16 protein-coding genes are annotated in these 21,152 nt (G+C 66.0%); 10 read left to right on the forward strand and 6 right to left on the reverse strand.

The features are described from left to right. The first annotated feature begins 13 nt into the window (after positions 1-13). Positions 14-780, forward strand: a protein-coding gene (locus AC0L4C_RS06630) for an IS5 family transposase (protein ID WP_473400093.1) whose coding sequence is annotated in 2 segments (ribosomal slippage) — positions 14-323 and positions 323-780 — 768 coding nt in all. Because the reading frame shifts where the segments join, the coding sequence is not laid out codon by codon here. Here AC0L4C_RS06630 and AC0L4C_RS06635 read toward each other — a convergent pair. Then, positions 777-1,556 carry an alpha/beta hydrolase gene (locus tag AC0L4C_RS06635; protein ID WP_473402835.1) on the reverse strand — a complete coding sequence of 260 codons (780 nt, stop codon included), beginning with the start codon at positions 1,554-1,556 and terminating at the stop codon, positions 777-779. The genes AC0L4C_RS06630 and AC0L4C_RS06635 overlap by 4 nt on opposite strands. A 185-nt stretch (positions 1,557-1,741) precedes the next feature. Here AC0L4C_RS06635 and AC0L4C_RS06640 point away from each other — a divergent pair, with 185 nt between their 5' ends. Then, positions 1,742-2,323 carry an NADPH-dependent F420 reductase gene (locus tag AC0L4C_RS06640; RefSeq protein WP_473402836.1) on the forward strand — a complete coding sequence of 194 codons (582 nt, stop codon included), beginning with the start codon at positions 1,742-1,744 and terminating at the stop codon, positions 2,321-2,323. Between the two features lie 68 nt (positions 2,324-2,391). Next, positions 2,392-3,762 (forward strand): MFS transporter, encoded by a 1,371-nt coding sequence (locus AC0L4C_RS06645; RefSeq protein WP_473402837.1) that lies wholly within the window; start codon positions 2,392-2,394, stop codon positions 3,760-3,762. On the opposite strand, the gene AC0L4C_RS06650 is transcribed toward AC0L4C_RS06645, so the two are convergent. Continuing rightward, positions 3,759-6,407, reverse strand: a complete 2,649-nt coding sequence (locus AC0L4C_RS06650) for an ATP-binding protein (RefSeq protein WP_473403469.1) — start codon at positions 6,405-6,407, stop codon at positions 3,759-3,761. The genes AC0L4C_RS06645 and AC0L4C_RS06650 overlap by 4 nt on opposite strands. 278 nt (positions 6,408-6,685) lie before the next feature. On the opposite strand from AC0L4C_RS06650, the gene AC0L4C_RS06655 reads away from it, so the two are divergent. The 3 genes from AC0L4C_RS06655 (at position 6,686) to AC0L4C_RS06665 (ending at position 10,212) form a co-directional block, all read left to right on the forward strand. Continuing rightward, on the forward strand, positions 6,686-7,276 hold the full coding sequence (locus tag AC0L4C_RS06655; protein WP_473402838.1) for a TetR/AcrR family transcriptional regulator: 591 nt from the start codon (positions 6,686-6,688) through the stop codon (positions 7,274-7,276). 232 nt (positions 7,277-7,508) lie between these two features. Continuing rightward, positions 7,509-8,969 carry a sulfatase family protein gene (locus tag AC0L4C_RS06660; protein ID WP_473402839.1) on the forward strand — a complete coding sequence of 487 codons (1,461 nt, stop codon included), beginning with the start codon at positions 7,509-7,511 and terminating at the stop codon, positions 8,967-8,969. A gap of 28 nt (positions 8,970-8,997) precedes the next feature. After that, entirely contained in the window at positions 8,998-10,212 is a 1,215-nt protein-coding gene (locus AC0L4C_RS06665; protein WP_473402840.1) for an AGE family epimerase/isomerase, read from the forward strand. 51 nt (positions 10,213-10,263) lie between these two features. Here the strand turns inward: AC0L4C_RS06665 and AC0L4C_RS06670 are convergent, their stop codons facing one another. Beyond that, a complete protein-coding gene (locus tag AC0L4C_RS06670) occupies positions 10,264-11,091 on the reverse strand; it encodes a helix-turn-helix transcriptional regulator (RefSeq protein ID WP_473402841.1) in 828 nt (275 codons plus the stop codon). A 370-nt stretch (positions 11,092-11,461) separates the two neighbouring features. Between AC0L4C_RS06670 and AC0L4C_RS06675 the strand changes: the two genes are divergently transcribed. Together AC0L4C_RS06675 and AC0L4C_RS06680 are read left to right on the forward strand one after the other, a co-directional pair. Further along, entirely contained in the window at positions 11,462-12,652 is a 1,191-nt protein-coding gene (locus tag AC0L4C_RS06675) for an MFS transporter (protein ID WP_473402842.1), read from the forward strand. Positions 12,653-12,751: 99 nt separating this feature from the next. Beyond that, a complete protein-coding gene (locus AC0L4C_RS06680; protein WP_473402843.1) occupies positions 12,752-13,600 on the forward strand; it encodes a lysophospholipase in 849 nt (282 codons plus the stop codon). A gap of 24 nt (positions 13,601-13,624) precedes the next feature. On the opposite strand, the gene AC0L4C_RS06685 is transcribed toward AC0L4C_RS06680, so the two are convergent. Then, complete coding sequence (locus AC0L4C_RS06685; protein ID WP_473402844.1) at positions 13,625-14,329, reverse strand: GntR family transcriptional regulator; 705 nt, start codon at positions 14,327-14,329, stop codon at positions 13,625-13,627. A gap of 302 nt (positions 14,330-14,631) precedes the next feature. Between AC0L4C_RS06685 and AC0L4C_RS06690 the strand changes: the two genes are divergently transcribed. Then, positions 14,632-15,789: a mandelate racemase/muconate lactonizing enzyme family protein gene (locus tag AC0L4C_RS06690; RefSeq protein ID WP_473402845.1), complete on the forward strand. Its 1,158-nt coding sequence runs from the start codon at positions 14,632-14,634 to the stop codon at positions 15,787-15,789. Continuing rightward, complete coding sequence (locus AC0L4C_RS06695) at positions 15,783-16,703, forward strand: SMP-30/gluconolactonase/LRE family protein (RefSeq protein WP_473402846.1); 921 nt, start codon at positions 15,783-15,785, stop codon at positions 16,701-16,703. Before AC0L4C_RS06690 ends, AC0L4C_RS06695 begins: the two co-directional genes overlap by 7 nt. A 55-nt stretch (positions 16,704-16,758) precedes the next feature. Here the strand turns inward: AC0L4C_RS06695 and AC0L4C_RS06700 are convergent, their stop codons facing one another. Together AC0L4C_RS06700 and AC0L4C_RS06705 are read right to left on the reverse strand one after the other, a co-directional pair. Then, on the reverse strand, positions 16,759-20,049 hold the full coding sequence (locus AC0L4C_RS06700) for an efflux RND transporter permease subunit (protein WP_473402847.1): 3,291 nt from the start codon (positions 20,047-20,049) through the stop codon (positions 16,759-16,761). Next, a complete protein-coding gene (locus AC0L4C_RS06705; RefSeq protein WP_473402848.1) occupies positions 20,046-21,035 on the reverse strand; it encodes an efflux RND transporter periplasmic adaptor subunit in 990 nt (329 codons plus the stop codon). Before AC0L4C_RS06705 ends, AC0L4C_RS06700 begins: the two co-directional genes overlap by 4 nt. Positions 21,036-21,152: the final 117 nt, after the last annotated feature.

The following is a 21,152-nucleotide window of genomic DNA, read 5'->3' on the forward strand; positions in this document are numbered from 1 at the left end:
AATGGAGGTGGCGATGGCTCGATTTGATCTCAGCGATGCGGAGTGGCGGATCATTCTGCCCCTCCTGCCCAACAAGCCGCGCGGAGTGCCGCGCACCGATGACCGACGGGTGATCAACGCCATCTTCTATGTGCTGCGCACCGGCTCGCCCTGGCGCGACCTGCCGGAGCGCTACGGCCCCTATACGACCGCCTATAACCGGTACAACCGGTGGGCCAAGGCCGGGGTGTGGCTCGGGATATTCGAAGCCCTCGCCGAGCGCTCGCCGCAGTCGATGGCGCTGATCGACAGTTCGATCATCCGGGCACACCAGCACGCCGCGGGCGGAAAAAAGGGGGCCCGGATCACGCCATCGGTCGGTCTCGTGGAGGACTGAGCACCAAAATCAATGCCGTGGTCGATGGGACCGGCCTGCCGATCCGCATCATGCTCACTCCCGGCCAAGCCTCCGACAAGCAGGCCGCCGCCGTCCTCATCGAGAGCCTTACACGCACCCGCGACCTTGTTGCCGACCGCGGCTATGACGCTCGCGTCCTCATCGACCTGGCTGCGGCACGGGGAGCCCGTGCCCACATCCCCACACAGAAAGACCGCAGGGTCCAGCGCAGCATTGACCGGGGCCTCTATCGCGAACGCAATCTGGTCGAGCGCTTCTTCTGCAAACTCAAACACTTCCGTCGCGTCGCCACACGATTCGACAAGCTCGCCCGCAACTTCCTCGCCAGCGTTCTGCTCGCCTCAATCCGACTCTGGACCAGAAGTTATGAGTCCAAGACCTAGTTGGCCGTCGCGGCGCCCTTGGCCGCGTCCATGATCAGCTGGGCGGTCTCCCTGGCGTGGGCAATGAACGCCAGATGGCCGCCACTCACCTCCTGGACTGTCGAACCGGCGCGCGTGAACATCATCTTCTGCAGCTCGGGCGGGATGACGTGGTCGGCATCGGCGGTCTGATACCAGGTCGGCTTGCTCTTCCAGGCCGCCACGGTCAGCGGGAATGCGCCGGCATCGTTGAGCGAGATCGGCACCTGCGAGTCGCGCAGGAACTCGGCGTCCTGCACCGGGAGAGAGTCGGCAAAGCCGGGGACGTACGCAGCTTCCGTGAAGAAGGCAAAGCCATCGGCGGTGAAGTCGAACGGAGGCGGGTGGGCGGGATCCTGCGGGATCATGCCGAACACGCTTTCGCCGACGTCGGGCATGAAGGCCTCGACATAGACGAGGCCCGCAACCTTGTCGTGGTCGCCCGCCTCGGTGATCACTGCGCCACCATAGGAGTGGCCGACGAGGATGGTCGCACCATCCATGCGGTCGAGCACGCGGTCCGTTGCCGCGACATCGGCGGTGAGCGAGGTCAGCGGGTTCTGCACCATGCGGACATTGTAGCCCTCGGCCTTGAGGATCTCGTACACCGGCCGCCAGCCCGAGCCATCGGCCCAGGCGCCGTGCACCATGACGATATTCTTGATCTCGCTACCGGCCGCGTGCGTGGCGCCGGTCATTGCCGTCGCGATGACGGCGGCGGCCAGCAATACCGGCCAGGACGTACGTGTGGGTAACATTGTGCTTCTCCTGCCGAGGTGATCTCGGGTGCCACCTTGATCGGCGATGCAGCGGCGGAGAGCGAGTGAATGTCCGTGAAGGTTTGCGAACGCCGCCCCGATGGCGATTTGCAAAGATTCACTTCAACCGGCGCGTCGCGAGGCGGATCATCGCGCCGATGACCAACGCTTGCAGGATGCAGGACATGAATGGACATGTGATCGGGATAATCGGAGCCACCAGTACCGGCCTCGCACTGGCCCGCCTCGTGTCGAGCATCGGCATCGAGGTGGCGCTGGCCGGCGTACCGCAGGCCACGGACCTGGGTGAACGCGTGCATGTTACAAGCATCGAGGAAGCAGCCGATCCGGAGATCGTCGTGCTCGCAACCGAGTTCGATGGCGTGCCGCAGGTTCTGGCGCAGATCCGTAACTGGGATGCGAGAATTCTGGTCGATGCGACGAGGCCCGTGACTCGGGCCGGCCTTCCCCAGAGCCGGCAGGTCGCCGACCTCGCGCCTGGTGCGCAAGTCATCAAGTCGCTGGGATCATCCGCCAGCGCTGTGTACGACCGTCCCATGCCATGGCCCGGCCTGCGGCACGTGATCTTCATGTGCGGTGATCACCCGAGAGCCAAGCGGCAGTTCACGGGCTTCCTCGACAGGCTGGACCTGCATGGCATCGACCTGGGCGGGCTCGAGGACGGCTCGCGGCTGCTCGACCCCCCTGATGGACCGCTCGGCGGCACGGCGCTGTTTGCCGAGGTCAGGCCGGCCGTGGCGACGTAATTCACAACTATTCACACTGTTGACCTCCCGCGTGCGGCTACAACATGCCCGTATCAGGGGAGGGCAAGATGGTGATTGCAGTTGCAGACGTGACGACCGACAGCCCGCAGGTCGACGCCAGTCTCTATGCACGGCTTGACCGGCTTGGGGTGACCTGGCTGCACCTCTGCATCCTTGGTGTGGCCTCGATCGGCTTTGCCTTCGACCTGCTCGAAGTGGCACTCGGCAATGTTCTCTCGGCCGTGTTCTCGCAAGGCGAGGCCGCTGCCGACCCGGTCCGGCTCAGCTGGCTGCTGGCCGCGATGTATGTGGGCGCCATCATCGGCGCGCCCGCCGCCGGCTGGCTGGCCGATCGGGTGGGGCGCAAGCTGGTCCTGATGGCAGTCCTCGCAGTGCTCGCTGTGACCTCGCTGTCGGCTGCCCTGAGCTCCGGCATTGACGCCCTGATCGTCTCGCGGCTGCTTTCGGGGCTTGCGCTCGGCGCCTATCCGCCGCTGGTCATTGCCTACCTCACCGACATCCTGCCGCCACGCCGGCGCGGGCTGCTGATCATGGTCGCATCGGCGCTGGCCGCCCTCGGACCGGTCCTGATGATCTTTTTTGTGCGGTGGCTCACGCCGCTGCAGCCGCTGGGTCTCGAGGCATGGCGCTGGGCGTTCATCGTGGGCACCGCCGGTGCCGCGGTCACGGCGATCCTCTTTGCGCTGGTGCTGCCGGAATCGCCACGTTGGCTGGCGGCGCGCGGCCGCTCCCGCGAGGCCGAAGTCCAGCTGCGTCGCCTGGAACTCTCCCGCGTGGTGGCAAAAGGCGGCGCAGAAGCAGCCACCGTGGCGAGGCAGCCGACGGCGTCGCCGGCGCCGGCTCAGGAGAGTGCACGACGGCCGTTCGTGCCGATGGCCGCGCTCTCGTTCCTCGGTCCCTGGTCCATGGTGGCCTTTCCGGTGCTGATGGGCGCCGTGCTGATCGAAAAGGGTTTCCAGCTTGCCGACACGCTGCTCTATGTCGGCATCTCGACCTTCGGTCCGGTCATTGGCACTCTGCTTGCCGCCCCCTTCCTCGACCGGCTCGACCGACGTCTGGCGGTGGCGCTCTGGGCCGGCGGGATGCTGGTCAGCGGGGCGGCATTCGCCTGGAGCTTCAATCCGGTCTGGCTGATGGCCTCCGGCGTCATCTTCTACATTTTTGCGTCGCTCCAGGCGCCGACCCTTTCGATCTATGCGGCGGAGTCGTTTCCAACCGGCACGCGGGCCGGCACGACTTCCGTGCTGTGGGCAATCAACCGGATTGCCTCGGCCGTCGGGCTGCTGCTGCTTGTGCCTCTTCTCAGAACCGCCGGCGTATGGCCGATGGTGACCATCATCCTGGGGTCGCTGTCCCTGGTCATCGCCGTGGCGCTGGTGTTCGGTCCGGTCGGCCGCGGCCGACGCGCCATCGATTAGGCCACGGCGCGCTCGGCCAGTTCGGACGCCCGACGAAAGTCAGCCGTTTCCCGCCCTTCCACGAAGCGGGCGAGCAGAGGTCGCAGCAACCGGGCTGCCTCCTCGCGGCCCTGCCGTTGCAGCAGCTGTTCCGCCTGCGTCGTTGCGATGCGGAGCTCCCAGCTCAGCGCGCCCTGCCGCTGTGCCATGGCCATGGCGCGCTCCAGCTGGGCGTCTGCTTGCGCCGGGTCGTCGCCGGCTGCGGCGCGCCGCGCGGCCTCGCTGCGGAAAATTTCCGGCGCGCACCAGGCGGCATGGCCGGTATCGACGCGCAGGACCAGTTCCGGCCCGATGAATCGTCCGTCCAGCGCGCCCATGAACTCATCCACCATCGGCCCCGCTTCGGTGCTGATCCCCGGCCGGGGATCCGCTGCGTCTCCCGTCGACTTGATGGCGAGGATCTCGTCGAACCGTTCGGTCCAGCGTTCCCACCAGCCGAGCGCCAGCTTGCGGGCGTGAAGCCGCATTTCGTCGTTCATCTGGCGGGCGCTGTCGAGTTCACCACGCCAGATGGCGATCGGAATGGCGGCCAGCGCCCATGCCTGGCAGGGCGCATAGGCCGCATCCCCGAACGAGGCTTCGATCGCGCGCCGTGCCAGATCGACGGCGCGGTCGGACATGCCCAGCAACCAGTGCGCCCGGGCCTGAACGATGCGCATGCTCACATCGACCGCGATCGGGAACAGCATGTACGACGTCGGTACGGTCTTGACCGGGCTGCTCAACACCCGCTCGGCGAGCGTGATGGCCCGCGCATGATCACCCAGTCCCGACCGTGCCTGCGCCAGACAGCGATCGGCGATAAAGGCGATGGCGGGATCGTTGTGGCCGCGCGCGATCATCGCCAGTTGCTGTCCGTAGGTTTCGCAGGAGCGATAGTCCGCCACCCCGTAGGCCCAGGCGAAGGACCCGGCGAGAGCCTCGACCTGCATCGCCGGCACGCCGATGCGTGTGGCGATGTCCAGTGCCCTGGCATAGTTTGCGGCCACCACCTGGCTGGACCCGCTGGTCATGTTGGTCAGCCCGGCGTAGGCGATGCACAGCCGGGCCTCGATATTGGGTGCCGGCGAGAGATCGAACGGGTAGGAGCGCAAGGTGAGAGACACCCGCTCCTTCAGTTCGTCGATGAGCCAGAGCCTGAATCCCAGCGTGGTGAACCCGGACATCAGCTCGAGGCCGATGCGCTGGTCGCCGCCGGTCGCAAAGGCCCAGTCGAGCGCCGCGCGGGCATCGTCGACCATGCCTCGATAGCGCGCCAGCCAGTCCGATGGGCTCACCTGGCCCCACAGCCGCTGCGCTTCGGCAAGGGCGTCGCGAAAGTAGGCGGCGTGTCGCTTCTGCACGTCGCGCTGCTCCGCCGTTTCCGCCAGCTTGTTGGTCGCATAGACGCGGGTCACCACCGGCAACCTGTAATAGACTTGGTCGCCGCTGACGTCGGCAGCCAGCAGGGATTTGGCGCTCATGTCCATGACCAGTGCCAGCGCCTCGGACCTGGTCATGAGGGTATCGGAGGCTACCGCGACGGCCGCGTCCTGCGAGAAGCTGCCGCGGAATGCAGAAAGCCGGCGGATCACAGTCTGTTCGTCGGCCGAAAGCAGATTGTAGCTCCAGTCCAGCAGAGCATTGAGAGACTGATGGCGCGATCGCGCCGTGCGGGCGCCGCGGACATCGAGGATTGCGCTGGACTCCAGCCGGCTCGCAAGCTCGTCGATACTGAACGATCCGGTCTGCGCAGCGGCGATCTCTATTGCCAGCGGCAGCCCATCCAGTTCGCGGCAAATCCTGCTGACGACCGCAACGGCGCGCGCATCGAACTCGAGGCTGTCCGTCGTGGCGCTGGCGCGCTCGATGAAGAGTTCAATCGCCGAGTACTCGCCCGTGACAGCGTTGACGGGGTCTTTATGCTCGGCGGGGAAGGTCAGCGATGCCAGCCGATGCACCCATTCCCCCGCCACGCGAAGCGGCTCCCGGCTGGTGGTGATGACAGACACCTGCGGTGCGCCAGCCAGCAGGCCCTCGACGAGCTGAGCTGCGGCATCGAGCAGGTGTTCGCAATTGTCGAGCACGAGCAGCATGCGGCGCGAGCGCATGTGACTGACGAGACTGACAACCGGATCGGGTCCCCCCAGTGCGACGCCCAGCACGGATGCGATGGCGCTGGGCAAGAGGGCGGCTTCGTCGATTGGCGCCAGATCGATGAAGGCGATGCCGTCCTGATGGCGGCCGGACAGCTGGTCGGCAGCGGCAACTGCCACCGTCGTCTTGCCGATGCCCCCCGCGCCAGTGATGGTCAGCAAGCGTCGGCTGGCTGCCTGCTCGATGATCGCCGTCAGCGCCTGGTCACGGCCGATGAGCCGCGTCAGTGGCGCGGGCAGGCTTCGTCGCACAGTCTGCGACGGTGCCGGCTGCTGAAAGGGCGTCGCCCAGTTGAGCTTTTCGACCGGTGCAGTGAAGCAATAGCCGCGGCCCGACACATTGACGATGAAGCGGGACTGCTCGCTGCCGCCGAGAATCCTGCGCAGGGCAGCGATGTGGACCCTCAGGCTGGACTCTTCCACAAATGTGTCGGGCCAGGCCACCGCTTCCAGTTCGCCCTTGGAGATGATCTCGCCGGCACGCCCGACTGCCCAGCCTCACCGGCTTGCCAGCGTCCAGCAGCAGCTTCTGATAGGGCAATAGGTGAAACGTGCCGAAGGCCGCGGCCGGCTGGCTGGAGAGCAGATCGTCGTAGGACCCGTCTTGCATGCTGCACCCATGGCAATGCTCGCCCCGCAAGTATCGTGTCCCTTGGGCCGGGGGAGGTGGGCTCGGCAATAATCATGTTAGGCGTGACAATGTGTAATCATTTCACCTAGTATGAATAGCGTCAACCCCGGAGATGCTGGTGAAGGTTTCGAGACAACAGGCGGAGAAGAACCGGGCCGACCTGATCCATGCCGCCCGCCGGCTGTTCCGTCAGCACGGTTTCGCCGGTGTCAGCGTGGCATCGATTGCCAAGGCCTGCGGACTTACCCCGGGAGCGTTCTACAGCCACTTCTCGAGCAAGCGGGACATCGAACAGCTGGCGATCGTGTCGATGATCGAAAAATCGGCGGAGGACTGGCGCGCCGTTGTCACGGCCAATCCTGCCGCCCCCCTCGATGCGCTGGTGAGTGGATACCTCACGCACGACCATGTCAGCGCAGGGGATGTGGGTTGCACCTTTGTTGCCCTGGGGGCCGACCTCGCCCGCGGCGATCACGAGGTGCGGGCAGCGGCCGCAGGCAGCTTGCCGCTGCAGATTGCCGTCCTCGAGAGCCTGTTCGCGGGCGATGCGCCGGAGGTGCGCAACAGCAAGGCGCTGGCCGCCTATGCCAGTCTGGTCGGCGCGGCAACCATGGCCCGCAGCCTCGACGATCCTGAGCTGATAAAGCGGATAACCGAAGCGGCAGCCGACCAGATCATGCGGATGCGAACCCCAGGTGTCGCTGCCTGAAGCCTGCTGTCGCGATCGAATCCGCACTGTCCAGATCCATGTAGTCCGAACGGACTACATGGGGATGTCTTGCCCGGCGGCGCAATTCCGTTTCTTCTCAGGCAACGGTCCGAGTTCGGTGGTGCCCAAGGTGCCGCAAAGATCCCTGGCCACGTGGGGGCGCGAGTCCGCCCAAGCAGTTCAATCCATGCCGGTGCCCTCGGTCCGGCCGTCCGACCGAAAGCGGCTTTCCATGACCCGACGCCCCAACATTCTCTGGATCTGCACCGATCAGCAGCGCTTCGACACTATCGGCGCGCTGGGCAACCCGCATGTCTCGACGCCCAATATCGACCGGCTGGTTGCCGAGGGTACGGCTTTCGAGCGCACCTATTGTCAGGCCCCGATCTGCACGCCGTCGCGCTCGTCCTTCCTCACCGGGGTCTATCCGAGCACCGGCAAGGCCAACCGCAATGGCAATGACCGGTTTCCCGGCATGCACCCGCTGGTCACCCGGATCATGGCCGACAATGGCTATGTCTGCGGCAATATCGGCAAGCTGCACCTCGCCAGTCCCTATCACCGCATGGAGCCGCGCACCGATGACGGCTATGCGGTGTTCGAGTATTCGCATGCGCCGCGCGACGGCTGGCCGGAAGGCCATGCCTATGCCGACTGGGTCAAGGCACAGGGCCAGTCGCTCGACGAGCTGACCAGGAGCGTCGATGGCGTGCCCAAAGAGCTGCACCAGACCACCTGGGCCACCGAGCGCTCGATCGCCTTCATGGACGATCACCGCGAGCAGCCGTGGCTGCTGAGCATCAACATCTACGACCCGCACCCGCCCTTCAATCCGCCCAAAGAGTACCGGGCGCAGTTCGACCCCAAGGACATGCCCGGTCCGCATTTCCGCCAGAGCGACATCGTGGCCCAGCAGAAACTCGGCACCATCGATTTCCAGTCCAGTCCGCACGATCCCGCGCGGCTCGACATCAACCACCCGATCCTGCCCAAGAGTCTGGTCTCGGGCGAAGGCGATCCGGCCGGCGAGTCCGCCGGCGAGCGCGATGCCTGGACGCTGCAGGCGGCCTACTACGCCATGATCAAGCTGATCGACGACAATCTGGGCCGCCTGCTGGCGGCGCTGGACGAGCGAGGGCTGCGCGAGAACACGGTGGTCATCTTCACTTCCGATCACGGCGAGACGCTGGGCGACCACGGCTTGATCCAGAAGGGCTGCCGCTTCTACGAGGGGCTGGTGCGGGTGCCGCTGATCTGGAGCTGGCCCGGTCATATTGCGGCCGGACAACGCCGCGATGCGCTGGTCGAACTCATGGACAAGGCGCCGACCATTCTCGATTTCGCCGGCATCGAGATTCCGGCGCACATGCAGGGCCGCTCGCTGCGGCCGCTGCTCGAGGATGCCGCAGCGCCGGACCAGCACCGCGAGTTCGCGCGCTGCGAATATTACGACGCGCTCGATCTGCCCGATGCGACGCGGGCCACCATGATCCGCACCGACCGGCACAAGCTCGTCGTCTATCACGGGCACAATCTTGGTGAGCTGTTCGACCTCGAGACCGACCCTTGGGAGCATGACAATCTCTGGGACGATCCGGCCCACGCGACGCTCCGCTCCGAACTGTTGCTCAAGAGTTTCGACGCGGCGGTTGCCACTTTCGAACATGGTTCGAAGCGCATCGGGCCCTACTAGGCGTGCGACGGACGGGGGCCATGCAGACTTGACCGACCCTACCCCTGATCCGGCGGTGCGGCCGAGAAATGCCGAGGCGTGGGCGGCATGGTTCTGGGACAGCCTGCTGCCGGGCTGGCTGGGCCGGGTGCAGGATCTGGACGGCGGCGGCGTCCACGATGCGCTGGCGCTGGATGGCAGTCCTGACCTCGCAGCCGAAAAGACCGTGCTGGCGCAGGCGCGGACGCTCTTTTCCTTCGCCCATCTGGCGCCGCTTTCCGATGATCCGGCACCGCATGCCGCGGCCGGCCGGCAGGTCGACATGCTGCGCCGCTTTCGCAAGGCTCCGGGTCTCTACCGCCGCGCCGTCAGCCGCTTCGGCGGGGCCAGTGGACGGGCTGCAGACGAACTGGCCAGAAGCTACGATCAGTGCTTCGTCATTCTTGGCCTTGTCACCTGGAACAGGCTCGCGCCCTCTGCCGCAGTCGAGACCGAGATCGAGGCCTGCTGGCAGGCGCTTGCCGACCATCTGACCGATCCGGCAACTGGTCTTCTCCTCGAAGACGACAGCCGTTTCGATCCTGCCGCCCCGGAAGCGCCGCCACGCGCGCAGAACCCGCACATGCATCTCTACGAGGCCTGCCTGCAGGCCTCTGAAATGACCGGGCAGCCCCACTGGCTCGAGCGGGCGCAGCAGCTGCGCGCCATGGCGCTGCGCCACTTCTTTGACAACCATACCGGCAGCCTTGTCGAGTTCATCGCCCCCGACCTCTCGCCGCTGGCCGGAGCCGCCGGGGCCCGACGCGAGCCCGGGCATCAATATGAATGGGCCTGGCTGCTGCTGCGGGAGACGGAACTGGGCGGGGACGCGGCAGTGCACGACACGGCAGCGCGTCTCATGCAGTTTGCCGACCGCTTCGGCCGTGTCGCCTCCGGCCCCCTTCGGGGTGCCGCCTGCGATGCGCTGTGGCCGGATGGTACGGTCATGGAGGCGACCTGCCTGCTCTGGCCGCAAACCGAGGCCATCAAGGCGCTGGCCGTCCGGCATATGGCCGGTGACGCCGGTGCCGGACAGCGCGCCCGCGACCTTTTGTGTCTGATGTTCGAGCGCTGGTTCGCCGGGCATGCGCTCTGGATCAACCGCGTCGACGCCACCGGCACGGTGATCTGGCCCGAGGCCCTGACGCGGCTCTTCTACCACGTCGTTCTGGCACTGACGGAAGGCGCCCGGGCCGGACTGTGGCCGGGGATCGCCCGGCGATAATGCGGACGAGCCAACGGTCCTGAGCTGGCTCGATCGCCATTCATACCAGTCCTAGATCTGTTTCCGGAACAGGCCGGGCGTGACTGCCGTGGCGCGGCGAAATACCCGGGTGAAGTGGCTCTGGTCGGCGAAGCCGCATTCGAGGGCAATGTCGGCAAGCGACATGGCATTGCCGGCCAGCAGCGACTTGGCACGCTCGATGCGGCGCAGCAGCAGCCATTGGTGGGGTGCGACGCCGGTCGATCTCTTGAAGGCGTGGGCCAGGTGCATGGGCGAGAGGTGGCAGGCGGATGCGAGGTGTTGCAGTGATACATTGCCATCCAGGTTGGCATCGATCAGGGCTTTGGCGACCCGCAACTGCCAGGCGGTGAGACCATCGCGCACCGGCCTGGGCGTCTTCAGCGAGCTCCGGGTCGCGCAGAGATAGGTCCCGAAGGTGAACATCAGCTGGCTCGCGAACAGTTCGTTGGCTTCGTGCGGCGCGTCCAGCGCCGGCCGTACGGCGTTGCCGAGGCGGTGGATGACGTTGTCGCTGCTCACTTCCCCGGGGATGACCCGCAACTGGTCGATACGCGGGGCTTCCAGATCGTCGCAGAGGGCATTGAGAAAGCTGCGCGAGAGGTGAAAATGCAGGTGGTGCACATGGTGTTCGAAGCGTGCCGTGCCGATCGATTTGAGATCAAACAGGATGAACTGGCCCGGCTGGATATGGTGGGCTGAGACAGCCTTGCCGTCATACCAGAGGTCCACGAAGGGCAATGGATAGAGGCAGAAGGCCACATTGAAAGCGTCCTCGGGCACGACCTGGTCCGTCATGCCGAAATTCTCGCGGGCGCGGATTTCGGTTATGCCCATCAGGGCGCCGCTGAGCGGGCGCACGAAAAGCTTTCGTGCGTCACGCTGACGAAACCACTCGCCGGCCCGGCTGGGGGCGGTCGCCTCAGCAGGGCCCTCGGTCAAGAACACATCAGGCAACCCGGCCTCCCGGTACTGCTTCCGCAAGGAAAAATGTGTCGATCGAGCGAGTCTTGCTGACCCGCTTCATGCAAGAATACAGTCGAACCGGATCCTGAGTATAGAACAATTTTGTGCAATCGGGGGCCGATATTTGCCGTTTGGTATTATTTGATCCGATGTGCCGCCGCTGGCGGCCGAGAGCGGCCCGCATCGCAAGAACGTGCAATCAATCACCCTGTCCCGGTGCAAGGAGACGGCGGCGTGCCGATCACCTGCCGGAGATATCATCGAAATGCCGCTCCCAATCCTTGCGTTGCTCCTTGGGACCTTCGCCCTGGGCACAACAGAGTTCGTCGTAGCGGGCCTCTTGCCCCTCGTCGCGGCAGACCTTGCCGTCTCCGTCCCCACCGCCGGCTTCATCGTTACCGGTTACGCGCTGGGCGTGGCTGCCGGTGGGCCGGTGTTCGCACTGGCGGCCTCCAGGGTTTCTGCCCGCGCGGCCCTGCTGGGTCTGCTGGCTCTGTTTACCCTGGGCCAGGTCGCCTGCGCCCTCGCGCCGGGCTTTGCCTGGCTGCTTGCCATCCGCGTTCTCGTGGCCGCCTGTCACGGTGCCTTCTTCGGCATTGCGGCGGTACTGGCGACCCGAATGATGCCGCCCGAGCGCTCAGGCAGGGCCGTGGCCGTCCTGCTGGCCGGCGTCACCGCTGCCAATGTTCTAGGCGTCCCTGCCGGTACGGCAATCGGTGGGCTGCTGGGATGGCGCTTCGCCTTCTGGGCTGCGTTCGGGCTGGGGGCGGTGGCACTGCTGGCTGTGGCCGGCTGGGTCCCAGACGTTCCGCGAGGCCGGGCCGGTCGCAACGGGCTGGCAAACCAGCTGTCGCAGCTGCTGAAACCTGCTGTCTATCTCTCAGCGCTGGTCATCATTCTCAGCATGCTCGGTCAGCTCGCGCTTTTTGCCTATGTTGCATCTTACGTGACCACCGTTGCCGGTGCGGCGCCGGAGGCGATACCTCTTTTCCTGCTGATCTACGGCGTCGGGTCGACCCTTGGTGTCGTGGCAGGCGGCCGTCTTGCCGACTGGCGCCTGATGCCTTCGCTGCTGACTATTCTCTGCCTGCAGGCCCTGGTCTATCTGCTCATCGGCTTTACCGGCGGGGGCGGGGGGGTCATGCTGGTCCTCGCGCTGCTGTGGGGTTGCGTCGCCTATGCCTTTGCCGCTCCGGCACAGGCACAGATTCTGCGCAGCGCCAGCGCGGCGCCTGTGCTGGCGTCGGCACTCATCCCCACCGCTTTCAACATCGGGATCGCGCTGGGAGCCGCTGGCGGTTCGCTCGCCCTGCAGGTCTGGGACACGTTTGCGGTTCTGCCGTGGATCGGCGTTGCCGCGTCCAGCGGTGCCGCCCTCTTGGCGCTGGTGGCGTGGCGGCTGGAAACGGGCGACGCGGCGCCGGCGCCAGCGCCGCAGCCGCAACAGCAGCCTTGAGGGGCAGCGCCGAACCAGCCGCGGAAACAGCAAGAACGTTCAAGAGTTCGCCAGCGTCCGGACCGATCATTGCGACAGTCAGCGTGCAAGGAGGCACCAGTGGACAAGACCAACCTGTCTGGACAGACGAGGATCGAGGGCAGCAGTGGACTGCGGCTCAACTATCGCTCGTGGGACGTGGACGGGACCGCGCGTGCGGTCCTCGTGATCGTCCCCGGTTTCAATTCGCACAGCGGCTACTATGACTGGTTCGGTGCAGAGCTGTCGCAAGCCGGCGTGGCGAGCTACGCCGTCGACCTGCGCGGCCGCGGCCATTCCGATGGCGAGCGGTACTATGTCGAGACGTTCGACGACTATGTCGCCGACGTCCATACCGTGCTGCAGGTGGCGCGCGCGCGTCATCCCGGCACGCCGGTCTTTATCATGGGCCACAGCGCCGGTGGGGTCGTGGGCTGGCTCTATGCCCTTGAGCATCGCTCGGAAATTGCTGGCCTCATCTCGGAGAGTTTTGCCTTCCAGTTGCCGGCTCCGGACTTCGCGCTCGCGGTCATCAAGGGGCTCAGCCATCTCGCGCCCCACGCTCACGTCCTGGCACTCAAGAATGACGATTTCTCGCGTGACCCGGCCGTGGTTGCCGCCATGTCCGCCGACCCGCTGATCGCCCATGAAACCCAGCCCACGCGGACGCTCGCTGCCATCGTGCGCGCCGATACCCGGCTGAAATCGGAATTCGGTGCAGTTAAATTGCCGGTGCTCATCCTGCACGGCCTGGAGGATCGCGCCGCCAAGGCCTCCGGCAGCCAGTTTGCCTTCGATCACGTCGGCTCTGCCGACAAGACGCTCAAGCTCTACGAGGGCGTCTATCACGATCCGCTCAATGATCTGGGGCGCGAAGTGGTTCTCAAGGACATCGAGGCCTGGCTGCTCGCCCGGAGCGCACCACAATAAGCCGATCGCCGCTACTCCCGTCGCTCAGGCTCCCGTCGGCGCGACGGGAGCATGGGTGGTACTGCGGGTTCGCATCTGCTCGATCATGTGCTTGCCCGATCCGCGCACATGCGCCTCGATGACGCGCGCCGCGCCCTCCGGGTCGTGGCGCTTCACCGCGTCGATAAGCTGGCGATGCTCGCTGATGATCGCGGCCTCGCGCCAGGGCGCGTAACGATTATTGCGCGACAGGGCGCCGAGGATCTCGCGGTGCTTCCACCAGAGTTCGAGCGCGTGGGTGTTGAAATGGTGCTCGTAGAACACCCAGTGAAACTGGGTATCCAGCGCCCCGAATTTCGCGGTGTCCTCAAAGCCGACAGCTTCGATTTCCTTCTGGATGTCTTCCAGCCGCGCGATGTCGGCGCGTGTGGCGATGTCGACAAACCAGCGCGTGAAATAGGGTTCGAGCAGTACCTCGATATCGGAGATGTCGCGGATGAAATTGCCATCCATCGGCCGAACCCGTGCGCCGCGATTGGGCGAGATCACCACAAAGCCCTCGCCCCGTAGCTGCTGCAGCGCTTCCCGGACGGGATTGTTGCTGGTGCCGTAGCGTTCGGCCAGCGATGCCGTCTTGAGGCGCTCGTTGGGTGCAAGGCGGCCGGCAACGATGTCGTCGCGGATCATTTCATAGACGGTCGGCGCGCCCCCCGGGGCCGCCGGGATCCCGGCCGGTTCTTCTTCCATCATGGCTTCGTCCCTACCGCATCGGCGCTCACCGCGCCAGATGTCGAGAGTACACCAAAGTTGACAAAGAATGTACAATCTGAGAGCGTCCGCCGACCAAGAGCGGTATTCGGCCGCCTGGGGGAGAATGCCTGCTGCCCCGCGAAAAAAGGCGGGACAGGCGACGGCGAGTCCTTCGCCGGACGTCATTGATTGCCCTGATGTTCAGGCCGGAATCGCAGACGAGGCCCGTCGGCATCGTCGCGTTCATCGCGCCCCGCATGGGCTCCGACTGCGACTGACATGAGCGGCCAAAGGAAACGACTATGAAAATTACTGACATCACTCCGTTCCCCGTCTGGGTCGGCACGCGCAACCAGTTGCTCGTCAAGATCGATACCGACGCAGGCCTATTCGGCTGGGGAGAGAGCGGGCTGTCCGGTCGCGAAAAGGCGGTGGCGGGGGCCATCGAGCACTATCGCGAATTCCTCATCGGCCAGGACCCGATGCAGATCGGCCGGATCTGGCAGGAAGTCTATCGCAGCCAGTATTTCGAAGGCGGGCGCGTGCTGCTGGCGGCGTTGTCGGCCATCGACATCGCGCTCTACGACATCAAGGGCAAGGCGCTGGGCGTCCCGGTCTACGAACTGCTCGGCGGCAAGCAGCGCGATGTCATCCCGACCTTTGCCACCACCTCGGCCCCGCCGGGACCGGAAATGATCGAGCAGGCCCAGGCGCTCGTCGCCGCCGGCTGGACCGCCATGCGTCTGTCGCCCGCCGATCACCGGGGCAAGCTGGTCTATGATCCGCGCGCCTCGATTGCGGCGACGGCGCCTTGGATGGTGAAGGCCCGTGAAGCGCTGGGCGAGGGCGTCGTGCTGGGCATCGACTACCACCATCGGCTCAATGTCGCCGAGGCCGCCAGCTTCTGCCAGAAGATGCCGTCGGGCACGCTGGATTTCCTCGAGGAGCCGATCCGCGACGAAACCCCCGAGGCCTATGAGGCGCTGCGCAAGCTCACCGACGTGCCGTTCGCCATTGGCGAGGAGTTCGCCAGCAAGTGGCAGTTCCTGCCCTACATCGAACGCGACATTCACCAGTTCAACCGCATCGACGTGTGCAATGCCGGCGGCCTGACCGAATCCATGAAGGTCGCCGGATGGAGCGAGGCGCATTATGTCGACATGATGCCGCACAATCCGCTCGGTCCCATCTGCACCGCGGCCACCATCCATTTCTCAGCCGCGGTCGCGAACTTCTCCTGGCTGGAGACGCGAGCCAGCCCGGCCGAAGCGGGCGTGCATCGTTTCGATGACGACGAGTTCTTCCCGGTCAAGCCACGGCTCGAGGGCGCCATCTACCGCGTCAGCGACGCGCCCGGTCTGGGCGTTGAGGTCAACGAGGCGTTGATCCGCAAGCAGAGCTTCAAGTTCTGGGAAGCGCCGCATCTGGTGCGGCCGGACGGGTCGGTGACCAATTGGTAGACCGTCCCCTTGGCCCGATCCCGGGCCCGTCCGTCGAAATACTCGATCCCGAGTTCGCCGCCTGCATCGATGGCGATGCCGTGGTCGAACGGGTCTGGACGGGCGGGGTGTGGACGGAAGGGCCCGCCTGGTTCGAGCGGGAGAACCGGCTGGTGTGGTCGGACATCCCCAACAAGCGGATGCTGGCCTGGGACGCCGGGACCGGCGTCGTCACCACCTTCCGGGCACCTGCGAACGGCGCCAATGGCAACACCACCGACCGCGAAGGCCGGCTGGTGACCTGCGAGCAATATACCCGTCGCATCACCCGCACCGAAACCGACGGGACCATTTCCGTGCTGGCCGATCGCTTCGAGGGCAAGCGCTTCACGGCACCCAACGACATCGTGGTGAAGTCGGATGGCAGCATCTGGTTCACCGATCCCGACTATGGTCGCGGTCCCGACTATGAAGGCGACATCGAGCTCGATGGTTGCCACGTCTATCGCATCGACCCGGCCGACGGCTCCGTGCGGCAGATGACGGTCGATATGGTCATGCCCAACGGGCTCGCCTTCTCGCCCGACGAGCAGGTGCTCTACGTCATCGATACCGGCAGCACGCATCGCGACGATGGCCCGAACCATATCCGGGCCTTCGATGTCGGCGATGACCAGACGCTGAGCGGCGGCAGGGTTGTCGCGGTCGACGAGCAGAAGTTCTTTGATGGTCTGCGGGTGGATCGCGATGGCCGGCTGTGGTGCGGAATGGGCGACGGCGTGCGCTGCTACCGGCCGGACGGCACGTTCCTCGGCCGCATCCGTCTGCCCCAACGGGCTTCCAACCTGCAGTTCTCGGGTCGGGACCGTTCCATGCTGATGATCTGCGGCAGCAGCTCGCTCTACCGCTGCCAGACGCGCGTCACCGGCTGCTAGGGGACGCGCCCCGGCTTTGGCGAGCGGCCGCTGTGGCCGCCCGCCTGTTCGGTTGTCAGGTGCGCAGCACCCGGTAGATCGCCGGGATCACCAGCACGGTCAGCAGGGTCGAGGACGCCAGCCCGAACAGCAGGGAGATGGCGAGGCCCTGGAAGATCGGATCGGTGAGGATCACCGCCGCGCCGATCATTGCCGCCAGCGCCGTCAGCAGGATCGGCTTGAAGCGGATGGCGCCAGCCTCGATGAGGATCTCGGTCAGCGAGCGGGTCCGCATCGGCACCGCGCGAGGCACCGCCGGCGCTTCACTGTGCGGCACGACGATGGACATCTCCGCCTCGATCTCCTCGATTTCACCTTCGACGGGCACTTCGCGCGGCGCATGGCGCACGAAATCGACCAGGAGGATCGAGTTGCGCACGATGATGCCGGCGAGGGCGATGAAGCCGATCATCGAGGTGGCGGTGAACTGCGCCTGCATCAGGTAGTGCCCGCCCAGGATGCCGATGAAGGTCAACGGGATCGGCGTCAGGATGACCAGCGGCAGCTTGAACGAGCCGAACTGCGCCACGACGAGGATATAGATGCCGAGCAGGGCGACGATGAAGGCGGCGCCCATGTCGCGGAAGGTGATCCAGGTCACGTCCCACTCGCCGTCCCAGAGCAATGTTGCCCGGGTCTCGTCTTCGGGCTGGCCGTGCAGCCTGATCAGCGGTCTTTCGAGCCCGGTCCAGTCCTGCTGGTCGAGCGCCGCCTCGACGGCCAGCATGCCGTAGAGCGGGGCTTCGAAGGTGCCGGCGAGTTCGGCGGTCACCATTTCCGCATAGCGGCCATTGTGGCGGTAGATGGGGAACGAGGCCCGTTCCTCAGTCAGGCGCACGACGTCGCCCAGTTCCACCACGCCGCGGTCGCCGGGCAGGAGATTGGCCGGGATCGGGGTGGTCAGCGTTCCCTCGTCGACGCGCCGGTCGCCGCGCGGGCGCTCGATGATGATGGGGATCGCCATGCGTCCGTCGCCGCGGTGCGAATAGCCCACGGTCGAGCTGCCGTTGAGAATGGCCAGGGTGTCGAAGACATCGGATTCCTCGACATGGAAGAAGTCGAGATCGTCGGTCGAAATGCTGGCGCGGATGCGGCGCGCCGGCTCGCCCCAGCTGTTGTCGATATCGACGATGAACGGCACCGAACGGAACGCGGCCTCGATCCTGGCGGCGGTCTGCCGCCGGGTTTCGGCGTCGGGTCCGTAGACCTCGGCGAGCAGCGTCGCCATCACCGGCGGACCGGGCGGCGGTTCCACCACCTTGATCGCGGTGCCCTCGGGCATGGTCACGGCGGCGAGGCGCTGCCGCAGATCGATGGCGATGTCGTGCGAGGAGCGGGCCCGCTCGGACTTGGGGCCGAGATTGACCTGCACGTCGCCCAGTTGCGGTTCAGCCCGCAGATAGGCGTGGCGCACGAGGCCGTTGAAGTTGAACGGCGCCGCGGTGCCGGCATGGGTCTGTGCCGAGATCACCTCGGGCAAGGCCAGCGCGACGCGGGCAACGTCCTGCGCCACGGCGTCGGTGGCTTCCACCGAAGCGCCCTCGGGCAGGTCGATGGTCACCGAGAGCTCGGACTTGTTGTCGAAGGGCAGCAGCTTGACCGTCACGTCGCGGGTATAGAACAGCGCCAGCGAACCGAGAGTGGCAATGCCGACAATGGCCAGAAACACCCATGAGGCGATCTTGGAGCGCAGGATCGGCGTTGCCAGCTTCTGGTAGATGCGGCCCAGCACGCCACCATGGGCGGCATGCGGGGCGTGCCCATGTGCCGGGCCCTTGCCCACCACCTTGAGCATCAGCCAGGGCGTCATGATGACGGCCACGAAGAAGGAAAAGATCATCGCGGCCGAGGCATTGGCCGGAATGGGGCTCATATAGGGGCCCATCATGCCCGAGACGAAGAGCATCGGCAGCAGCGCTGCCACCACGGTGAGGGTGGCCACGATGGTCGGGTTGCCCACTTCCGCAACGGCCGCGATGGCGGCGCTCTTGCGGTCGCGGCCATCCGGCATGGCCCAGTGCCGGGCGATATTCTCGATGACGACGATGGCGTCGTCGACGAGGATACCGATCGAAAAGATCAGTGCGAACAGGGAGACGCGATTGAGCGTGTAGCCCATCAGCTTGGCGGAAAACAGCGTGAGCAGGATGGTGACGGGGATGACGATCGCCACCACCAGGGCCTCGCGGCGGCCGATGGCAATCCACACCAGCGCAATGATCGAGAGGGTCGCGAGGCCGAGATGGAACAGCAGTTCGTTGGCCTTCTCGTTGGCGGACTCGCCGTAGTCGCGGGTCACGGTCACCGCAATCGAATGCGGGATCAGATGCCCTTCGAGACTCTCGACGCGGTGCAGGATGGCCTCGGCCACGGTGACGGCATTGGCGCCGGCGCGTTTGGCCACGGCCAGCGTCACCGCCGGAGCGCGTGCAATGGTGCCGTCTTCGGCGCGGCTGATATGCGCCACCACGAGGTCGGCGGTGTCGGTGACATAGGCGATGTCGGCGACATCGCGCACGTAGACCGGGCGTCCGTCGCGGGTGGTGACCAGCAGGTTGCCGATGGCTTCGGGGCTTTGCAGCGTCTCGCCGGCAACCAGCTCGATCTGCTCGCCGCCATCGCGCACCTGGCCGGTGGTGAAGGCACGGTTGGCGGACGACACCTTGCCGGACAGCTGCTGCAGCGTGACACCGTACAGGGCGAGCCGCTCGGGATCGGGATTGATGCGGATGGCATCGCCGGTCTCGCCGACCAGATAGGTCAGACCGACATCGGCCACCTTGGCGATTTCCGAACGCAATTCGCGGGCGATGCGGGTGAGGTCGGCGGCCGAGACCTCTGCAGCCGCCTCCGGTCGCGGCGACAGCGTCAGCGTGACGATGGCGACGTCGTCGATGCCGCGTCCGACAACCAGCGGTTCGGGGATGCCGACCGGGATGAGGCTGCGATTGGCGGCGATCTTGTCGTGGATGCGCAGCACCGCCGCATCGGCCGAGGTGCCGACGAGAAAGCGGGCGGTGACCATCGTCTGCTCGTCACGCGTCTGCGAATAAACATGCTCGACCCCGTTGATGCCCTTGACCAGGGTCTCGAGCGGTTCGGTGACGAGCTTGACCGCGTCCTCGGCCCTGAGGCCGGGGGCGATGACGAGGATGTCGACCATCGGCACCGAAATCTGCGGCTCTTCCTCGCGCGGCAGGGTGAGGAGCGCCACCAGCCCGAGCGAGAGTGCGGCGAGCAGCAATAGCGGCGTCAGCGCGGAACCGATAAAGGCCCGCGTCAGGTGGCCGGCAAGACCAAGCTTCATGGCGTCACCACCACATCGCCGGCGCTGAGCCCGGTGACGATCTCGACGCGATCGCCGTCCGTGGCGCCGAGAACGACGCTGCGCTCGACTTCGGCGCCGCCGCTCTCAATGGTGATGAAGTCGAGGCCGGACCGGGTGCTGATCGCACTCCTCGGCACCAGAAGGGCCGCACGCTGGCCGACCGGCACGCGCACCAGCACGCGGCGGTTGACGAAGTCCTCCGGCAGGCCGGCGACTTCCACGTCGGCGGTGACCCGGCCGTTCTGGATCTGCGGGTAGACCTTGCTGAGCTTGCCTTCGAACGCCGCGGCGCCGGCCTCGATGCTCAGCGCCATGCCCGCCGCGAGCAGGTCCGCATGCCGTTCCGGCAAAGCGAGGCGCAGCAGGAAGCCGCCGCTGCCCACGGTCGCCACCGGTTCGCCCGGCATCAGCACGGCGCCCGACGTCACCGGCACGCTGAGGACGATCCCGGCGCTGGGGGCGAGCACATCGCCCTCCACCGCCTGCTCGAGCAGAACCTGGCGTTGCGCCTCGGTGGATGCGATCTGGTTGCGGTAGACGTCGACCTGGGTCGAGAGCTGGCCGAGCCGCTGCTCGGTGGCAATGCCGCGGTCGACCAGGGCCTGCCCGCGCGTCAGTTCTTCCTCGGCATTGGCGAGCTGGGCGTTGAGCGCATTGAGCTGCGCATCGCGCGCCTCGACCTCGAGCGCAATCTTGTCGTCGTGCACGGTGGCCAGCCGCTGGCCGGCCGTCACCCGTTCCCCTTCGGTCACCAGCAGTTCCACCAGGGTGCCGCCGATGCGGGCCCGCGCTGCGATGGTGTCGCGGGTCTCGACCCGCCCGTGCACGGCCTTCCACTCGGTGATCTGGGTGGGCGCGACGGCAATGCTCCCGGCGGCTGCGTTCGAGGACAGGGTGGCCAGAGCAATCAGGGTGGCGGCCGCCAAAGCATGGCGGCGGTGAAACAGGTCGGAAAAAACGGGCATGAACGAACCGGGTTAGCAAGTCTGGGGAAGCGCTGACGAAGACCGTCAGCCGACGGTAGACATGCCTATATATTCGAATATACGAATATGCAACTGCTGGAGCGGCACTGTTGCGGA

Source organism: Devosia sp. J20-27, assembly GCF_055808595.1.

Bases quoted from the DNA above. Each gene is read 5' to 3' on its own strand.
- AC0L4C_RS06640 (WP_473402836.1), top strand. From the start codon at position 1,742: ATGAATGGACATGTGATCGGGATAATCGGAGCCACCAGTACCGGCCTC.
- AC0L4C_RS06700 (WP_473402847.1), bottom strand. From the start codon at position 20,049: ATGAAGCTTGGTCTTGCCGGCCACCTGACGCGGGCCTTTATCGGTTCC.
- AC0L4C_RS06690 (WP_473402845.1), top strand. From the start codon at position 14,632: ATGAAAATTACTGACATCACTCCGTTCCCCGTCTGGGTCGGCACGCGC.
- AC0L4C_RS06685 (WP_473402844.1), bottom strand. From the start codon at position 14,329: ATGATGGAAGAAGAACCGGCCGGGATCCCGGCGGCCCCGGGGGGCGCG.
- AC0L4C_RS06645 (WP_473402837.1), top strand. From the start codon at position 2,392: ATGGTGATTGCAGTTGCAGACGTGACGACCGACAGCCCGCAGGTCGAC.
- AC0L4C_RS06705 (WP_473402848.1), bottom strand. From the start codon at position 21,035: ATGCCCGTTTTTTCCGACCTGTTTCACCGCCGCCATGCTTTGGCGGCC.
- AC0L4C_RS06675 (WP_473402842.1), top strand. From the start codon at position 11,462: ATGCCGCTCCCAATCCTTGCGTTGCTCCTTGGGACCTTCGCCCTGGGC.
- AC0L4C_RS06635 (WP_473402835.1), bottom strand. From the start codon at position 1,556: ATGTTACCCACACGTACGTCCTGGCCGGTATTGCTGGCCGCCGCCGTC.
- AC0L4C_RS06660 (WP_473402839.1), top strand. From the start codon at position 7,509: ATGACCCGACGCCCCAACATTCTCTGGATCTGCACCGATCAGCAGCGC.